The 16,854-nt window shown below is 67.2% G+C and carries 13 protein-coding genes; 8 read left to right on the forward strand and 5 right to left on the reverse strand.

All coding sequences use genetic code 11. The features are described 5' to 3' along the window. Positions 1-26: 26 nt before the first annotated feature. Positions 27-467, reverse strand: coding sequence for an OB-fold domain-containing protein (locus F6Q13_RS02070; RefSeq protein WP_293051527.1), 441 nt, complete (start codon positions 465-467; stop codon positions 27-29). Between the two features lie 38 nt (positions 468-505). Here F6Q13_RS02070 and polA point away from each other — a divergent pair, with 38 nt between their 5' ends. From polA to coaE, 3 genes are all read left to right on the forward strand, one after another. After that, the gene (polA, locus tag F6Q13_RS02075) at positions 506-3,265 is read left to right on the forward strand and encodes a DNA polymerase I (RefSeq protein WP_293051530.1); all 2,760 of its coding nucleotides are present in this window, start codon (positions 506-508) and stop codon (positions 3,263-3,265) included. Positions 3,266-3,444: 179 nt separating this feature from the next. After that, complete coding sequence (rpsA, locus tag F6Q13_RS02080; RefSeq protein WP_293051532.1) at positions 3,445-4,887, forward strand: 30S ribosomal protein S1; 1,443 nt, start codon at positions 3,445-3,447, stop codon at positions 4,885-4,887. Positions 4,888-4,906: 19 nt separating this feature from the next. After that, on the forward strand, positions 4,907-6,082 hold the full coding sequence (coaE, locus tag F6Q13_RS02085; protein ID WP_293051534.1) for a dephospho-CoA kinase: 1,176 nt from the start codon (positions 4,907-4,909) through the stop codon (positions 6,080-6,082). A gap of 49 nt (positions 6,083-6,131) precedes the next feature. Here coaE and F6Q13_RS02090 read toward each other — a convergent pair whose 3' ends face one another. Both F6Q13_RS02090 and F6Q13_RS02095 read right to left on the reverse strand, forming a co-directional pair. Then, the gene (locus F6Q13_RS02090; RefSeq protein WP_293051536.1) at positions 6,132-6,542 is read right to left on the reverse strand and encodes a hypothetical protein; all 411 of its coding nucleotides are present in this window, start codon (positions 6,540-6,542) and stop codon (positions 6,132-6,134) included. 187 nt (positions 6,543-6,729) lie between these two features. Continuing rightward, a complete protein-coding gene (locus F6Q13_RS02095) occupies positions 6,730-7,170 on the reverse strand; it encodes a DUF402 domain-containing protein (RefSeq protein WP_293051539.1) in 441 nt (146 codons plus the stop codon). Positions 7,171-7,291: 121 nt separating this feature from the next. On the opposite strand from F6Q13_RS02095, the gene F6Q13_RS02100 reads away from it, so the two are divergent. From F6Q13_RS02100 to F6Q13_RS02110, 3 genes are all read left to right on the forward strand, one after another. After that, positions 7,292-7,789 carry a DinB family protein gene (locus F6Q13_RS02100; RefSeq protein WP_293051542.1) on the forward strand — a complete coding sequence of 166 codons (498 nt, stop codon included), beginning with the start codon at positions 7,292-7,294 and terminating at the stop codon, positions 7,787-7,789. Between the two features lie 30 nt (positions 7,790-7,819). Then, complete coding sequence (gene uvrB, locus F6Q13_RS02105; RefSeq protein WP_293051545.1) at positions 7,820-9,985, forward strand: excinuclease ABC subunit UvrB; 2,166 nt, start codon at positions 7,820-7,822, stop codon at positions 9,983-9,985. Positions 9,986-10,067: 82 nt separating this feature from the next. Then, the gene (locus F6Q13_RS02110) at positions 10,068-10,937 is read left to right on the forward strand and encodes a hypothetical protein (RefSeq protein ID WP_293051548.1); all 870 of its coding nucleotides are present in this window, start codon (positions 10,068-10,070) and stop codon (positions 10,935-10,937) included. A 12-nt stretch (positions 10,938-10,949) separates the two neighbouring features. Here the strand turns inward: F6Q13_RS02110 and F6Q13_RS02115 are convergent, their stop codons facing one another. After that, positions 10,950-12,512: a hypothetical protein gene (locus F6Q13_RS02115; protein ID WP_293051551.1), complete on the reverse strand. Its 1,563-nt coding sequence runs from the start codon at positions 12,510-12,512 to the stop codon at positions 10,950-10,952. Between the two features lie 156 nt (positions 12,513-12,668). Between F6Q13_RS02115 and F6Q13_RS02120 the strand changes: the two genes are divergently transcribed. After that, positions 12,669-13,112, forward strand: a complete 444-nt coding sequence (locus F6Q13_RS02120; protein WP_293051554.1) for a universal stress protein — start codon at positions 12,669-12,671, stop codon at positions 13,110-13,112. Between the two features lie 60 nt (positions 13,113-13,172). Here the strand turns inward: F6Q13_RS02120 and F6Q13_RS02125 are convergent, their stop codons facing one another. Then, a complete protein-coding gene (locus F6Q13_RS02125) occupies positions 13,173-13,853 on the reverse strand; it encodes an MBL fold metallo-hydrolase (protein WP_293051557.1) in 681 nt (226 codons plus the stop codon). 64 nt (positions 13,854-13,917) lie between these two features. On the opposite strand from F6Q13_RS02125, the gene uvrA reads away from it, so the two are divergent. Then, a complete protein-coding gene (gene uvrA, locus F6Q13_RS02130) occupies positions 13,918-16,824 on the forward strand; it encodes an excinuclease ABC subunit UvrA (RefSeq protein WP_293051560.1) in 2,907 nt (968 codons plus the stop codon). Positions 16,825-16,854: the final 30 nt, after the last annotated feature.

The raw sequence follows: 16,854 nt of genomic DNA on the forward strand, positions 1-16,854 counted from the left end.
CAAGATGTAGACCGGGTCGGGCGTGCTCACGCGATCCGCCACGCGTGGACTATCCGCTCCACGCCGTCCTCGTCGGTGAACAGCGGCATCGTGGTCAGCTCCATCTCCATGCCGACGGTCAAGTCGGCGGCCAGCCTGCCCTCGGCCACCTTGCCCAGCACGATCAGCCCTTCGTGGGCCAGTTCGACCGCGGCGATCGCGAACGGCTCGAACGGGTCGGGGGCCGGATATGGCGGCGGCGGGGCATATCGGTTCTCGGTGTAGCTCCACAGCGTGCCGCGCCGGGACAACGCAACCGCATCCAGCCGGTCGCCGTCGCACGCCGGGTTGGGGCAATGCGCGGCGCGGGGCGGAAACACGTAGGTGCCGCACTGCGGGCATTTCGCGCCGATCAGGTGGGGCCGCCCGGAGTCGTCGGAAGCGAACCATCCCTCGATCGCCGGTGCTCGGCGGGTGGCTGATGGCACCCGACCAGCCTACCGAGGTGCTTTTGGTATCGGCGCCGGTGCCTAGAGTTAAGGCCGTGAGCCCAGCGCGGACCGCGAGCCCCACGACGGACACCGGCCAGGCCGCTGCCGGCAGGCCTACGTTGCTGCTGCTGGACGGCAATTCGCTGGCCTACCGGGCGTTCTATGCGCTGCCGGCGGACAACTTCAAAACTGCCGGCGGGCTGACCACGAACGCGGTGTACGGCTTTACCGCGATGCTGATCAACCTGCTGCGCGACGAATCCCCGACGCATGTGGCGGCGGCGTTCGACGTGTCGCGACAGACCTTTCGCTCCGACCGCTATCCGCAGTACAAGGCGACCCGCTCGGCCACCCCCGACGAGTTCGCCGGCCAGATCGACATCACCAAGGACGTCTTGTCCGCGCTGGGGATCACCGTGCTCTCCGAGCCGGGTTTCGAAGCCGACGACGTGATCGCCACGCTGGCCACCCGGGCCGAAAACGAGGGTTTCCGCGTGCTGGTGGTCACCGGCGACCGGGACGCGTTGCAACTGGTCAGCGACAACGTGACGGTGCTCTATCCGCGCAAGGGGGTCAGCGAGTTGACCCGTTTCACCCCCCAAGCCGTCATCGAAAAGTATGGGCTGACACCCCGGCAGTATCCGGATTTCGCCGCGCTGCGCGGCGATCCCAGCGACAACCTGCCCGGTATCCCCGGCGTGGGGGAGAAGACCGCGGCGAAATGGATCGCGCAGTACGGTTCGCTGGAATCACTGGTCGATCACGCCGACGCGGTGCCCGGCAAAGTGGGTGACGCGCTGCGCGCGCATGTGGCCGGCGTCATCCGCAACCGCGAACTCACCGAGCTGGTGCGTGACGTGCCGCTGGCGCAGTCCCCCGACACGCTGCGCATGCAGCCCTGGGACCGCGACAAGATCCACCAACTGTTCGACCAGTTGGAGTTTCGGGTGTTGCGCGACCGGCTGTTCGACACCCTGGCCGCCGCCGGAACGGGCGTGTCGGACGTCGACGAGGGCTTCGACGTGCGCGGCGGCGTGTTGGAACCCGGCACGGTCGGGCGATGGCTGGAGGTCCATGCCGGAGACGGGCGCCGAGCCGGTCTCGCGGTGATCGGCACCTACCTCGCCTACGACGGCGACACCTCCGCGCTGGCGGTCGCCGCCGGCGACGGCGAGGCCGGCTACCTCGACACCACCGCGCTGACCCCCGACGACGACGCCGCGCTGGCCGCTTGGCTGGCCGACCCGGACAAACCCAAGGCGCTGCACGAAGCAAAGCTGGCCATCCACGCCCTGGCCGGACGCGGATGGGCCCTGAGCGGGGTCACTTCCGACACTGCGCTGGCCGCCTATTTGGTCCGGCCCGGACAGCGCAGCTTCAGCCTCGACGACCTGTCGCTGCGCTACTTGCGCCGCGAGCTGCGCGCGGAACAGACAGAGCAGCAGCAACTGTCTCTGCTCGACGACGCCGATGGCACCGACCGGCAGACGGTCCAGACGGCGATCGTGCGGGCCCGCGCCGTCGCCGACCTGGCCGACGTGCTGGAGCGCGAGTTGGCCCGCATCGATTCCGCTGCGCTGCTGGCGAACATGGAACTGCCGGTCCAACGGGTGCTGGCCGGCATGGAAGCCGCGGGCATCGCCGTCGACATGGACCTGCTGGCCGGGCTGCAGAGCCAGTTCGGCGACCAGATCCGGGACGCCGCCGAGGCCGCCTACGCGGTGATCGGCAAACAGATCAACCTCGGCTCGCCCAAGCAGCTGCAGGCGGTGCTCTTCGATGAGCTGGAGATGCCCAAGACCAAGCGCACCAAGACCGGATACACCACCGACGCCGACGCGCTTCAGTCGCTGTTCGACAAAACCGGGCATCCGTTCCTGGCGCACCTGCTGGCGCACCGCGACGCCACCCGGCTGAAAGTCACCGTCGACGGATTACTCAACTCGGTTGCCGCCGACGGGCGGATCCACACCACGTTCAACCAGACGATCACGGCGACCGGCAGGCTGTCCTCGACCGAACCCAACCTGCAGAACATCCCCATCCGCACCGACGCCGGCCGGCAGATCCGGGCGGCGTTCGTCGTCGGTGCGCGCTATGCCGAGCTGATGACGGCCGACTACAGCCAGATCGAGATGCGGATCATGGCCCACCTGTCCGGTGACGCCGGACTCATCGAGGCGTTCCGCACCGGTGAGGACCTGCACACCTTCGTCGCCGCCCGGGCGTTCGGCGTGCCGATCGAGGAGGTCACACCGGAGCTGCGGCGCCGGGTCAAGGCGATGTCCTACGGGCTGGCCTACGGCCTGAGTGCCTACGGGCTGGCCCAGCAGCTGAAGATCTCCACCGAGGACGCCAAGGTCCAGATGGAGCAGTACTTCACCCGCTTCGGTGGCGTGCGCGACTACCTGCACGCCGTCGTCGAGCAGGCCCGCAAGGACGGCTACACCTCGACGGTGCTGGGCCGACGCCGCTACCTGCCCGAGCTGGACAGCAGCAATCGCCAGGTGCGGGAGGCCGCCGAGCGGGCCGCCCTCAACGCGCCGATCCAGGGCAGCGCCGCCGACATCATCAAGGTGGCGATGATCGAGGTGGACAAGGCGCTGCGCGAGTCGCGGTTAGGGTCCCGGATGTTGCTGCAGGTGCACGACGAATTGTTGCTGGAGATCGCCCCGGGCGAGCGGGAGCAGGTTGAGGCGTTGGTGCGCGACAAGATGGGCAGCGCCTACCCGCTCGACGTTCCCCTGGAGGTCTCGGTAGGTTACGGTCACAGCTGGGACGCGGCCGCACACTAGAGGCTGGCGTCCACCCGCCGGATCGGCAGCCTGCTATCATTTGCCGACGTTTTTCTCGCACCGGGTGCAGACTCGACGTGAGCGGTTGGCGTTTGTCCACCGAACGCGCAGTCGAGTAGCCTCGACGGGTAAACCTGCTTTGTCCCTACGACCCAAGCTGTCCGGAGCAACCCAACAATATGCCGAGTCCCACCATCACCTCGCCCCAAGTAGCCGTCAACGATATCGGCTCCTCCGAGGATTTTCTCGCCGCCATCGATAAAACGATCAAGTACTTCAACGATGGCGACATCGTCGAAGGGACAATCGTCAAGGTTGACCGGGACGAGGTCTTGCTCGATATCGGCTACAAGACCGAGGGGGTCATCCCGTCTCGCGAACTGTCCATCAAACACGACGTCGACCCCCACGAGGTGGTGTCGGTCGGGGACAAGGTCGAGGCCCTGGTTTTGACCAAGGAGGACAAGGACGGCCGGCTGATCTTGTCTAAAAAGCGCGCCCAGTACGAGCGCGCCTGGGGCAGGATCGAGGAGCTCAAAGAGAAGGACGAGGCCGTCAAGGGCACTGTCATCGAGGTCGTCAAGGGCGGCCTGATCCTCGATATCGGGCTGCGCGGCTTCCTGCCGGCGTCGCTGGTCGAGATGCGCCGGGTTCGTGACCTGCAGCCCTACATCGGCAAAGAGATCGAGGCCAAGATCATCGAGCTGGACAAGAACCGCAACAACGTGGTGCTGTCGCGGCGGGCTTGGCTGGAGCAGACCCAGTCCGAGGTGCGCAGCGAGTTTCTCAACCAGCTGCAAAAGGGCGCTATCCGCAAGGGTGTGGTGTCCTCGATCGTCAACTTCGGCGCGTTCGTCGACCTCGGCGGCGTCGACGGCCTGGTGCACGTCTCCGAGCTCAGCTGGAAGCACATCGACCACCCGTCCGAGGTGGTGCAGGTCGGCGACGAGGTCACTGTCGAGGTGCTCGACGTCGACATGGACCGCGAGCGGGTGTCGTTGTCGCTCAAAGCTACCCAGGAAGACCCGTGGCGGCACTTCGCCCGCACCCACGCGATCGGTCAGATCGTGCCCGGCAAGGTGACCAAGCTGGTGCCGTTCGGGGCGTTCGTCCGCGTCGAGGAGGGCATCGAGGGTCTGGTGCACATCTCGGAGTTGTCGGAGCGGCACGTCGAGGTGCCCGACCAGGTGGTGGCCGTCGGCGACGATGCGATGGTCAAGGTCATCGACATCGACCTGGAACGTCGCCGTATTTCGCTGTCGCTCAAGCAGGCCAACGAGGACTACACCGAAGAGTTCGACCCGGCCAAGTACGGTATGGCCGACAGCTACGACGAGCAGGGCAACTACATTTTCCCGGAGGGCTTCGACCCCGAGACCAACGAGTGGCTGGAGGGTTTCGACAAGCAGCGCGCCGAGTGGGAGGCGCGCTACGCCGAGGCCGAGCGCCGCCACAAGATGCACACGGCGCAGATGGAGAAGTTCGCGGCCGCCGGGGCGGAAGGTGCCGCGAAGCAGGATTCGTCGGCCGGCGGCGCACCCGGCGAACCTCAACAGGGTGGCGCGTTGGCCAGTGACGCTCAACTTGCCGCGCTAAGGGAGAAACTGGCCGGCAGCGCCTAATTCCTCCGATATTCTTCCGATGCTGCGGATCGGGCTGACCGGCGGGATCGGCGCCGGTAAGTCCTCGGTGGCGGCCACTTTCGCCGAGTGCGGGGCGATCGTCGTGGATAGCGATGTGCTCGCCCGCGAGGTTGTCGAGCCGGGTACTGAAGGATTGGCGGCGCTGGTCAGGGCATTCGGCGACGATATCGTGCGCCCGGACGGTTGGTTGGATCGGCAAGCGTTGGCCGCCAAGGCATTCAGCAGCGATGACAACCGCGCCACTCTGAATGCCATCGTTCACCCGCTGGTGGCCCGACGGCGTGCCGAACTGCTCGCCGACGTGCCCGCGGATGCCGTGGTGGTAGAGGACATTCCCTTGCTGGTGGAGTCGTCGATGGCGCCGTTTTTCCCGTTGGTGGTCGTCGTCGACGCCGATGCCGAAGTGCGGGTCGCGCGGCTGGTCGAACACCGCGGTATGGCCGAAACCGACGCCCGGGCCCGCGTCGCCGCACAGGCCACCGACGCGCAGCGCCGTGCCGCCGCCGACATCTGGCTGGACAATTCGGGTACGCCAGAAGCGTTGGCCGAGTGCGCCCGCCAGGTGTGGATCAACCGGATCGAACCGTTCGCGCGCAATCTGCGCACTCGCCGGGTCGTCGCACCAGCATCGCGGGTGATCCCGGCCGACCCTGCCTGGGCCGCTCAGGCGGCGCGCATCGTTGCCCGCATCAAGGCTGCGTGCGGTGCGCGGGCGGTGCGAGTCGACCACGTCGGCCCGACCGCGGTGCCCGGTCTGGCGGCCAGGGACGTCATCGACGTCCAGGTCACGGTGGATTCACTGGCGGTCGCCGAGGACCTGGACGCAGGACTGCTGGCGGCGGGTTATCCGCGCATCGCCGACGTCACCGAGGACGCCGAAGTCGCCGATGCCCGCAGCACCCGCGCAGGCTTCGACCACCGCAGCGATCCCGGTTTGTGGCGAAAGCGGGTTTACGGCTCCGCCGATCCGGGCCGGCCGACCTATGTGCACGTCCGGGTCGACGGCTGGCCCAATCAGCAATACGCCCTGCTGGTCGCGGACTGGCTGACGGCTGATCCGGCTGAGCGCGACGCGTATCAGACCGCGTTGCACGCACATGCAGACGAGCAGTGGCTGCACGACGCGTACCGGCGCGCCTGGCACTGGGCTGACCGCACTGACTGGCGGCCGTAGGCGCTTTGATTCCGTCGCCCAGGACTCACAGTCGATGCGCAACACGCGACTAGGTGGGAAGCGGAGCGCCGCAAGCTAACACGCCGCTGTCCGGGTCGTTGCTACCGGGTTTGACGAACCGATCGACCTGGGTGGCGACGGCGTCGTCGACGTCGATCTCGCAGCGCACGGTCGCCGAATACGGCCACGGGATCGACACTTGCATGCCGGCCTTGTCGGGATCGGTCAGCACAGTGTGAGCTTCGAAGGGTGTGCCCGGAATTGCGCCCAGGGTGGCGGTGCCGGTCTCGTTGTCGTGGATGAGAAAGGTGACCTGTGCACCCGGGGCCACCCCGTCGGCCTGGGCGATGTAGGTGATGTTGTGCAGTTCTGCGTGAGCGGCCGGCGGAGTTAGCTGGGAGCTGACTGCGGCGCTCGCCAAGATGAAAAGCGTCAGCCAGCTGTGCTTGGGGGAGCTCATGTCTGCAAAGATTACGCCCAACGCTGCACCCGGTCGACGCTTTTGCCAGCGATCGGCTTTGGCGACGATCGCGCGACGCCGGGAAGGTCGGGCCCAGTCGCCTTGGAGGCGCGGGGTCGCGCGGACGTGACCACGTTGGCGGGCAGTGCCGAAGTCGATGTCGCCGCGTCGTCGGGTTGAGCAGGCCTCATTCCGTGCGCCAGGTGAGGTCCATCCCCGCAGCTGCCAGCCAGCATCGCAAGTCATAGCCGTGCCGGGCCAGGCCGTCGACCGCGTCGACGGCGCGGCGCACGGCTTGTTCGGCGACACCGGGTGCTAGCAGACCATGGCGAACGGCGTCGAGTAGTTCTCCGACGTCGCCCAGGCTCACCCCGGTGCCGGTGCGCACCTCGAGATCCAGGTAGTGGTCTTCGGAACGCCATACCTCGGCGCCCGGAGTGTATTCGCCGATGTCGAGGTAATAGTCGTAGTCACGTCGGTGGCCGGGGGAGAAGTGGAAGATGTTGGCCCGCAGGCCCAACGACGGCAGCAGCCACGACTCCAGGTAGTGAAATTGGACCCGGCCCGGCGTGGGGCGCGCCATGTAAAGACCCCACGGTCGCACGCTGTACTCGTCGACGGCCCGCACGATGCCCTGGGGATCGGTGTTGGTTCCGGCGACCAGATCGAACGTCTCGTGCTTGGGTGGGTGGATGGCTTCAGTCTAGGAGCACCGCCCGCCGACCGCACGGTCGCGCGATGATGGTGTGATGGCAGACCGCTGCGCGGAATGCGGCTTCGTCTACGACTTGCGTCAGGCTGCGACGGTCGCGCGCAATCTTGGCCAGCCGATCGCCGAGGCCCTGGCAATCTTGCGCTCCCGCGACGTCGACCTGCGATCCCGGCGGCACCCGGAGGTGTGGTCGCCGCTGGAGTACGGCTGCCATCTGCGCGACATCCTGCTGGTGCAGCGCGAGCGGGTGCTGGCGGCGCGCCGGGCGGACCGGCCGGACTGCCCACCGATGGGGCGTGAGGAACGGGTCGGGCACGACGGGTATGCCGAGCAGGAGCCCGCCGATGTGGCCCGCCAGCTCGCGGACGCGGCCCAGCTGTTCGGCAACGTTGTGGCCCGGCTGGCCGCCGCGGACTGGGCTCGCACGGTCGTGTACCACTATCCGCAAACCTGTGAACGCTCGTTGCGGTGGCTTGCGGTGCACACGCTGCACGAGGCGCAGCACCATCTGCTGGATATGCGCCGGCAACTCTGATCGGGAACGTGCCGCGCTTAGTCTGGACGCATGGCTTTTGCTACCAAGCATTCCGTGGTCGCTCACTCGGAGTACCGCGCGGTCGAGGACGTCGTGCGCACCGGCGGCCGCTTCGAGGTGGTCAGCTCCTATGCGCCGGCCGGTGACCAACCGGCCGCGATCGACGAGTTGGAACGGCGGATCAAGGCGGGCGAGCGCGACGTCGTGCTGCTCGGCGCCACCGGCACCGGGAAGTCGGCCACCACCGCCTGGCTGATCGAACGTCTCCAGCGACCCACCCTGGTCATGGAGCCCAACAAGACGCTGGCCGCGCAGATGGCCAATGAGCTGCGAGAGATGCTGCCCAACAACGCGGTCGAGTACTTCGTCTCCTATTACGACTACTACCAGCCGGAGGCCTACATCGCCCAGACCGACACCTACATCGAAAAAGACAGCTCGATCAACGACGACGTGGAACGGCTGCGGCACTCGGCCACGTCGGCGCTGTTGTCGCGACGCGATGTGGTGGTCGTGGCGTCGGTGTCGTGCATCTACGGTCTGGGGACGCCGCAGTCGTACCTGGACCGCTCGGTGCAGCTGCGGGTCGGCACCGAAGTGCCCCGGGACGGGCTGCTGCGGTTGCTGGTCGATGTGCAGTACACCCGCAACGATCTCTCGTTCACCCGGGGCTCGTTCCGGGTGCGTGGCGACACCGTCGAGATCATCCCCTCGTACGAGGAGCTGGCCGTGCGGATCGAGTTCTTCGGCGACGAGATCGAGGCGCTGTATTACCTGCACCCGCTGACTGGGGAGGTGATCCGCGAGGTCGACTCGCTGCGGATCTTTCCGGCCACCCACTACGTGGCCGGTCCCGAGCGGATGGCCCACGCGATCTCGACGATCGAGCAGGAACTGGCCGACCGGCTGGCCGAGCTGGAAGGCCAAGGCAAGCTGCTGGAGGCGCAGCGGCTGCGGATGCGGACCAACTACGACATCGAGATGATGCGCCAGGTCGGGTTCTGCTCGGGCATCGAGAACTACTCCCGGCATATCGACGGCAGGTCGGCCGGGTCACCGCCGGCGACGCTGCTGGACTACTTCCCGGAGGACTTCCTGCTGGTCATCGACGAGTCGCACGTCACCGTGCCGCAGATCGGCGGAATGTACGAGGGCGACATCTCCCGCAAGCGCAACCTGGTCGAGTACGGGTTCCGGTTGCCGTCGGCGTGTGACAACCGACCGCTGACCTGGGAAGAATTCGCCGCCCGTATCGGTCAGACGGTGTACCTGTCGGCCACCCCCGGCCCCTATGAGCTCAGCCAGACGGGCGGGGAGTTCGTCGAGCAGGTGATCCGGCCGACCGGGCTGGTCGACCCGAAGGTCGTGGTCAAGCCCACCAAGGGCCAGATCGATGACCTGATCGGCGAGATCCGTGCCCGCGCCGCCGCCGACCAGCGGGTGCTGGTGACCACGTTGACCAAGAAGATGGCCGAAGACCTCACCGACTACCTGCTGGAGATGGGCATCCGGGTGCGTTACCTGCACTCCGAGGTCGACACCCTGCGCCGGGTCGAACTGCTGCGCCAACTGCGGCTCGGTGACTACGACGTGCTGGTCGGTATCAACCTGCTGCGGGAAGGCCTCGACCTGCCCGAGGTGTCGCTGGTGGCGATCCTGGACGCCGACAAGGAAGGGTTCCTGCGCTCGTCCCGCAGCTTGATCCAGACCATCGGCCGCGCCGCCCGCAACGTCTCCGGCGAGGTGCACATGTACGCCGATGCCATCACCGAGTCGATGAAGGCGGCCATCGACGAAACCGAGCGGCGCCGCGCCAAGCAGATCGCCTATAACCAGGCCCACGGCATCGACCCGCAGCCGCTGCGCAAGAAGATCGGCGACATCCTCGACCAGGTCTATCGGGAAGCCGCCGACACCGCGGCCTCCGAGTCCGTCCTGGTCGGCGGTTCGGGACGCAACGCGTCGCGCGGCCGTCGCGCCCAGGGTGAGCCCGGCCGGGCGGTCGCCGGCCTCGTCGAAGGCCGGGACACCGCCCACATGCCGCGCGCCGAGCTGGCTGATCTGATCAAAGACCTGACCGAGCAGATGATGGCCGCCGCGCGGGATCTGCAGTTCGAGCTGGCCGCCCGATTCCGCGACGAGATCGCCGACCTGAAAAAGGAATTGCGCGGCATGGATGCCGCCGGCCTGAAATGAGCGGCACCGCGATCGTCGGCCCGCGCGCCGGTTGCCTACCGCGCCGGCCCGGGCCGTAACGGCGCCCGCTAGTGTCCCTGGCGTGGACGCCTTTACTGCAGGTCAGCTGACCCGCTCCCTGGACGCGCTGCACGCCGTCGTGTACTTCGTGCCCGACGCCAACGCGAAGTTCGGCGAGTTGGGCCTGGATTTCATCGCGCACTATTTCGCCAGCCGGTCCGCGCCGATGGGGGCGGTGTCGGCCAATGTCGTTGCGGCGACCTTCTACAACTTCAACCCGAAATTGGTGGCGAGCGTGATTCCTGCTGCCTGGGACACGGCGTCGCCGGCGACGGTGACGCGGGTGCGTTACGAGATCGTCGCGACGGCGCTGCCGCGCGTACTGGGTGACGAGCTCAGCGGCTCCGCGGAGCTGGCCCGCGCGGCGTCGCTGCTGCGCCGGGTCGCAGAGTCGATCCCCAACGCCGACGGCCGGCCGTTATACGCCGGCCACGCCGAACTATCCTGGCCGGATACCCCGATTGTCCAGTTGTGGCATGCCATAACGTTGTTGCGGGAATACCGCGGCGACGGGCACATCGCCGCGTTGGTGACCAACGGGCTCAGCGGGCTGGATGCCCTGATCACCCACACGGCAACCGGCATCGGCTTCAACCCCGAGTGGGCCCGCCGCTCGCGCGGATGGAGCAACGACGAATGGAACGCCGCCACCGAGGACTTGGTGGCGCGCGACATTCTGCACCCGTCCGGCGAGCTGACCCGCGCCGGCGCCGAGCTGCGGTCCCGGCTCGAGGACCTCACCGACGAGCTGGGCTATGCGCCGTGGCGGGCGCTGTCCGCCGATCAGGCCGATGAGCTGCACCGGCTGGCCACGGTGATCCGCACGGCCGTGCAAGCTACCGGGCTGTTCCCCGCCGCGGTGTTCGGCCCGCGCTACGGCCAGCACCGCTAGGCGCGGACGCCCTCAGCGGGTCAACTCGACGACCTGGGCGCGGTGGAACTGCCAGCGCCGGACGATATGGAATCCGAGTTCGCCGGCGAATTGGTACGCCGGCGCACGACTCAACAGCGGACCCGGCGGCAGGGACCGGCCGCTTTGGCGGTCGGGCAGCGTGGTGTCGCGACTGGAGATGGCCCACACCGTGGTGCACTTGTCGAGCCGGGGCAGCACCAGCCATATCGCGACATGCCCGTCCCAGAGGTGGCCGTGCTCGGGTCCGCGGTCGCCGCGTTCGATGTCGGCCAGCGGCGCGAAGGCCGCCGGCCGGGTCGCCACCAGCGCCCGGATCGGCCCGGGCAACCAGCCCACGGTGTTATCGACGAGCAAGCAGTCGCCGGGTTGGGCGTGAGCGCTGATCACATCGGCTACCTGGCTGTAGTCCCAGCCTTCTTTCGCGTACGGACCGCGCTGGGTGAACAGGTAATTCGGGAATGCCGCGGCCGCGAGCACGACCACCACAGCGGCGACCGGCCACGGCTTGCGGGCGATCGTGACGATGCAGACTGCCACGACGACGGCCGCCGCGGGCGCCGTCAGGATCAGGTAACGCGGGTAGTACATCGGCTCGCCGATGGCCGAATAGCCGAGGACGACACCGGTGGGAATGACGATCCAGGCAGCGCAGATGGCCAGCAGGCGGCGGGTATCCGCCGGCAGGACCTGTCGACGGGTGAGCCGGACCACGATCGCGGCCACCACCAGGACGCCGGTGAGAATCGCGAACGGAACGCTGTGATCGAAATACTGGCGGTGCACGACGTCGAGGAAGAGGCTGCGCCGGAGCGTTGAGATCCACTTGACCTGCCAGACCTGGCGATGGGCCAAGACCATGAACGGTGTCATGATGCCCAGCGCGGCCGCCGAGGCGACTGTCCACCGCCTGACGACGAACGTGCCGCGGCGCAGCACCGCCAGCGTCGCCGCGTACACCGGCACCAGCAGCGACAGGTTGACACTGAGGAGGATGGACAGCATCAACGCCAGCGCATAGAGCAGCCACAGCCCCCACCGGTTGTGGCGCACCGCGGCGAGCAGCAGCAGGGTCAGCCAGACCGCGGCAGCCGCCTCCAGCGCATAGGGGCGGGCTTCGATCCCGGCCCAGGTCACCCGCGGCAGGATCGCGAAGACAACGCCCGCGCACACCGCGGTCGTTCGGGTCGCGAACTGTCGGGCGAAGATCACCACGCCGGCCGCCGCGGCCCCAACAGCCAGCGCACTCGGCGCCCGCGACCAGAACTCCGTCGGCGGGACCACGGCGAACCAGCCGTGCATGAGCAGGTAATACAACCCGTGCACCGCGTCGATGTGGCCCAGCAGGCGCCACAGCTGCGGCAATGAGCGGCTGGCCGAGGCAGAAATGGTCGCGCCCTCGTCGAACCACAGCGACGGCCGGCCGGCGAAACTGCCGCTGACGGCGCTGGCCAGCACACCCACTAAGAGCGGATCCACCACTCTGCCCCGGGATTGGTCGGGCAGGCGGGCTTGCGCACTTGCGGTCGCGGGTACCTCGGCGATCGAGACGGCCATGATGGTTGTCACTGTAAGGCCCCTACCCGGGACCCGATCATCGATCGCCGGGCGTCCGTCACGCCGATATCGGATGTTCGGCGCGGAACGGACCTCGTGCATCCGGCGAAGCGTTAGTGTCTTGGTTTGGCGTAGCAACCGACACTGGGAGGGTAAATGAGCGCCTATCGGACCGTGGTGGTAGGAACCGACGGCTCGGATTCGTCGCTGCGGGCAGTGGACCGGGCCGGCACCATCGCCGGCTCGGACGCAAAGCTGATCATCGCCACGGCCTACCTTCCCCAGCATGAGGACCCGCGGGCCGCTGACGTCCTGAAGGACGAAAGCTACAAGGTGTCGGGCAGCGCGCCCATCTACGCCATTTTGCGCGAGGCAGCCGAACGGGCGAAGGCCGCCGGAGCCAAGAATGTCGAAGAACGGTCGGTCGTCGGCGCCCCGGTCGACGCCCTGGTCGGGCTCGCCGAGGAGGTCGATGCGGACCTGCTCGTCGTCGGGAACGTGGGCTTGAGCACCATCGCAGGTCGGTTGTTGGGGTCGGTTCCGGCCAATGTGTCGCGCCGAGCCAAGACCGACGTGCTGATCGTGCACACCACGTCCTAGCCGGCCATTCGCCGCGAGAGTGCAGCTGCCGAACTATTTCTTGCACCCTCGCGGTTCGAGTTACCAGCCGCGTTCGCGCCATGCACCGAGACTGGGCCGCTCTGCGCCCAACGTGGTGTCGTCGCCGTGCCCGGGATAGACCACAGTGGTATCGGGGTAGACATCGAACACCCGTGTGGTGACGTCCTCGAGCAGTTGCGTGAAGTCGTCGGCCGTCCAGGTCTTACCGACACCGCCGGGGAACAGGCAGTCCCCGGTGAACAGTTGGGTGATCCCGCCGGTGGCCGGTCCGTCGAGTGCCAGCGCGATCGAGCCCGGCGTGTGGCCGCGCAGGTGGATGACGTCGAAGGTGAGCTCGCCGATCTGCACGGTGTCACCACCGGCGAGCAAACGGTCCGGCCGGACTGGCAGCGAGCCGGCGTCGATCGGGTTCGCGGCGGTCGGGGCGCCGGTGGCCCGGGCCAGGGCTTCCAGCGCCTGCCAGTGGTCGAAGTGCTGGTGGCTGGTGACGATCAGCGAGACCTTCGGAGCGTAGCGTCGCACCAGGTCGAGGAGGAACTCGGCGTCGTTGGCGGCGTCGATCAGCAGAGTTTCCCCGGTCGCCGAACACGTCACCAGGTAGGTGTTGTTGTCCATCGGGCCCACCGACGCCTTGATGATGGTGGCCCCCGGCAGCGTGCGGCGCGCGGCAGTGCCGGGTTCGACGTGCCCGGTGTAGTTGTCGTCGACGCGGGTTGTCATCAGCACCAGGTTACTGCTCGGACACTTAGCATGGGTGAGTGTTGCGTCGGCTGAAGGGAAGACTGTGGCTGACCGGTTGATCGTCCGGGGCGCGCGCGAGCACAATTTGCGCAGCGTCGACCTTGATTTGCCGCGCGATGCGTTGATCGTCTTCACCGGCTTGTCCGGCTCGGGCAAGTCGTCGCTGGCATTCGACACCATCTTCGCCGAGGGACAACGCCGCTACGTGGAGTCGCTGTCGGCTTACGCCCGCCAGTTCCTGGGCCAGATGGACAAGCCCGACGTCGATTTCATCGAAGGTCTCTCCCCGGCGGTGTCCATCGACCAGAAGTCGACCAACCGCAATCCGCGCTCGACGGTCGGCACCATCACCGAGGTGTACGACTATCTGCGGTTGCTCTACGCCAGGGCCGGCACTCCGCATTGCCCGGTCTGTGGTGAGCGGATCGCCCGTCAAACCCCGCAGCAAATCGTCGACCAGGTGTTGGCGATGCCGGAGGGTACCCGGTTTCAGGTGCTGGCCCCGGTGGTGCGCACCCGCAAGGGCGAGTTCGCCGACCTGTTCGAGAAGCTCAACAGCCAGGGCTACAGCCGGGTCCGGGTCGACGGTGTCGTGGCCCCGTTGACCGACCCGCCGAAACTGAAAAAACAGGAGAAGCACGACATCGAGGTCGTGGTAGACCGGCTCACCGTGAAGGCCAGCGCCAAACAGCGGCTCACCGATTCGGTGGAGACCGCGTTGGCCCTGGCCGACGGCATCGTCGTGCTGGAGTTTCCCGACGATCGGGTCCACGAGCACGACCGTCCCCGCGAACAGCGGTTCTCCGAGAAGCTCGCCTGTCCCAACGGTCACTCGCTGGCTGTCGACGATCTGGAGCCGCGGTCGTTTTCGTTCAACTCGCCCTATGGCGCCTGCCCCGAATGCAGCGGGCTCGGCATCCGCAAAGAGGTCGACCCCGACCTGGTGGTGCCCGATCCCGAGCTCACCCTGGCCGAAGGCGCGGTGGCCCCTTGGTCGATGGGTCACGCCGCCGAATATTTCACCCGGATGATGGCCGGCCTCGGCGAGACGATGGGCTTCGATGTCGACACCCCGTGGCGCAAGCTGCCGGCCAAGGCCCGCAAGGCGATCCTGGAAGGGTGCGACGAGCAGGTGCACGTGCGCTACCGCAACCGCTACGGGCGCACCCGCTCCTACTACGCCGACTTCGAAGGCGTGATGGCGTTCCTGCAGCGCAAAATGGCCCAGACCGAGTCCGAGATGATGAAGGAGCGCTACGAGGGCTTCATGCGGGACGTGCCGTGCCCGGAGTGCGGGGGCACGCGGTTGCGGCCGGAAATCCTGGCTGTGACGCTGGCGGCAGGAGAGCGTGGCCAGAAATCGATCGCCGAGGTGTGCGAGCTGTCGATCTCCGAATGCGCGGATTTCCTGAGCTCACTGACCCTCGGGCCGCGAGAGCAGGCTATCGCCGGGCAGGTGCTCAAAGAGATCCAGTCGCGGTTGGGGTTTCTGCTCGACGTCGGGCTGGAGTACCTCTCGCTGTCACGGGCCGCCGCCACACTGTCCGGCGGTGAGGCGCAACGTATCCGGCTGGCTACCCAGATCGGCTCGGGGCTGGTCGGTGTGCTGTACGTGCTCGACGAGCCGTCCATCGGACTGCATCAGCGTGACAACCGCCGACTCATCGAAACCCTCACGCGGTTAAGGGATTTGGGAAACACTCTGATCGTGGTAGAACACGACCAGGACACCATCGCGCATGCCGACTGGATCGTCGACATCGGCCCGGCCGCCGGCGAACACGGCGGGCGGATCGTGCACAGCGGAACCTACGAGGAGCTGCTGCGCAACAAGAACTCGATCACCGGCGCCTACCTGTCGGGTGCGCAAAGCATCCAGGTACCGGCGATCCGGCGCCCGGTCGACACGCGGCGGCAGCTGACGGTCGTCGGCGCGCGCGAGCACAATCTGCGCGATATCGACGTGTCCTTCCCGCTCGGCGTGCTCACCGCGGTGACCGGGGTGTCCGGATCCGGAAAGTCGACGCTGGTCAACGACATCTTGGCGGCGGTGCTGGCCAACAAACTCAACGGCGCCCGCAACGTCCCGGGCCGACACACCCGGGTGACCGGTCTCGATCACGTCGACAAGCTGGTGCGGGTTGACCAGTCACCGATCGGACGCACCCCGCGATCCAACCCCGCCACCTACACCGGGGTGTTCGACAAGATCCGGACGCTGTTCGCCGCCACCACCGAGGCCAAGGTCCGCGGTTATCGGCCGGGCCGGTTTTCGTTCAACGTCAAAGGCGGTCGCTGCGAGGCGTGTTCGGGTGACGGAACCATCAAGATCGAGATGAACTTCCTGCCCGACGTCTACGTGCCCTGCGAAGTCTGCCACGGCGCCCGCTACAACCGGGAAACCCTCGAAGTGCATTACAAGGGCAAGACCATCGCCGCAGTGCTGGACATGTCGATCGAGGAGGCCGCGGAGTTCTTCGCGCCGATCACCGGGATTCATCGCTACCTGCGCACTCTGGTCGATGTCGGCTTAGGCTATGTCCGGCTGGGTCAGCCCGCCCCGACGTTGTCCGGCGGCGAGGCACAGCGGGTGAAGTTGGCCTCGGAATTGCAGAAGCGCTCCACCGGTCGGACGGTCTACATCCTCGACGAACCCACCACCGGTTTGCATTTCGACGATATCCGCAGGCTGCTCGATGTGATCAACGGCCTTGTCGACAAAGGTAATACGGTGATCGTCATCGAACACAACCTGGACGTGATCAAGACGTCGGACTGGATCATCGACATGGGACCCGAGGGGGGCGCCGAGGGCGGAACCGTGGTGGCAGTCGGCACGCCGGAGGATATCGCTGCGGTGCCGGAAAGTTACACCGGCAAATTTCTTGCCGAAGCGCTGGGGATGCCGGTCAGCGTCCCGCCGGGACCGCGGCGCCGGGTCAGCGCCTGACGGCGGGGGATACTGCCGCGGGCGACGTGT

The organism is Mycobacterium sp. (assembly GCF_008709575.1).
GTDB lineage: Bacteria > Actinomycetota > Actinomycetes > Mycobacteriales > Mycobacteriaceae > Mycobacterium.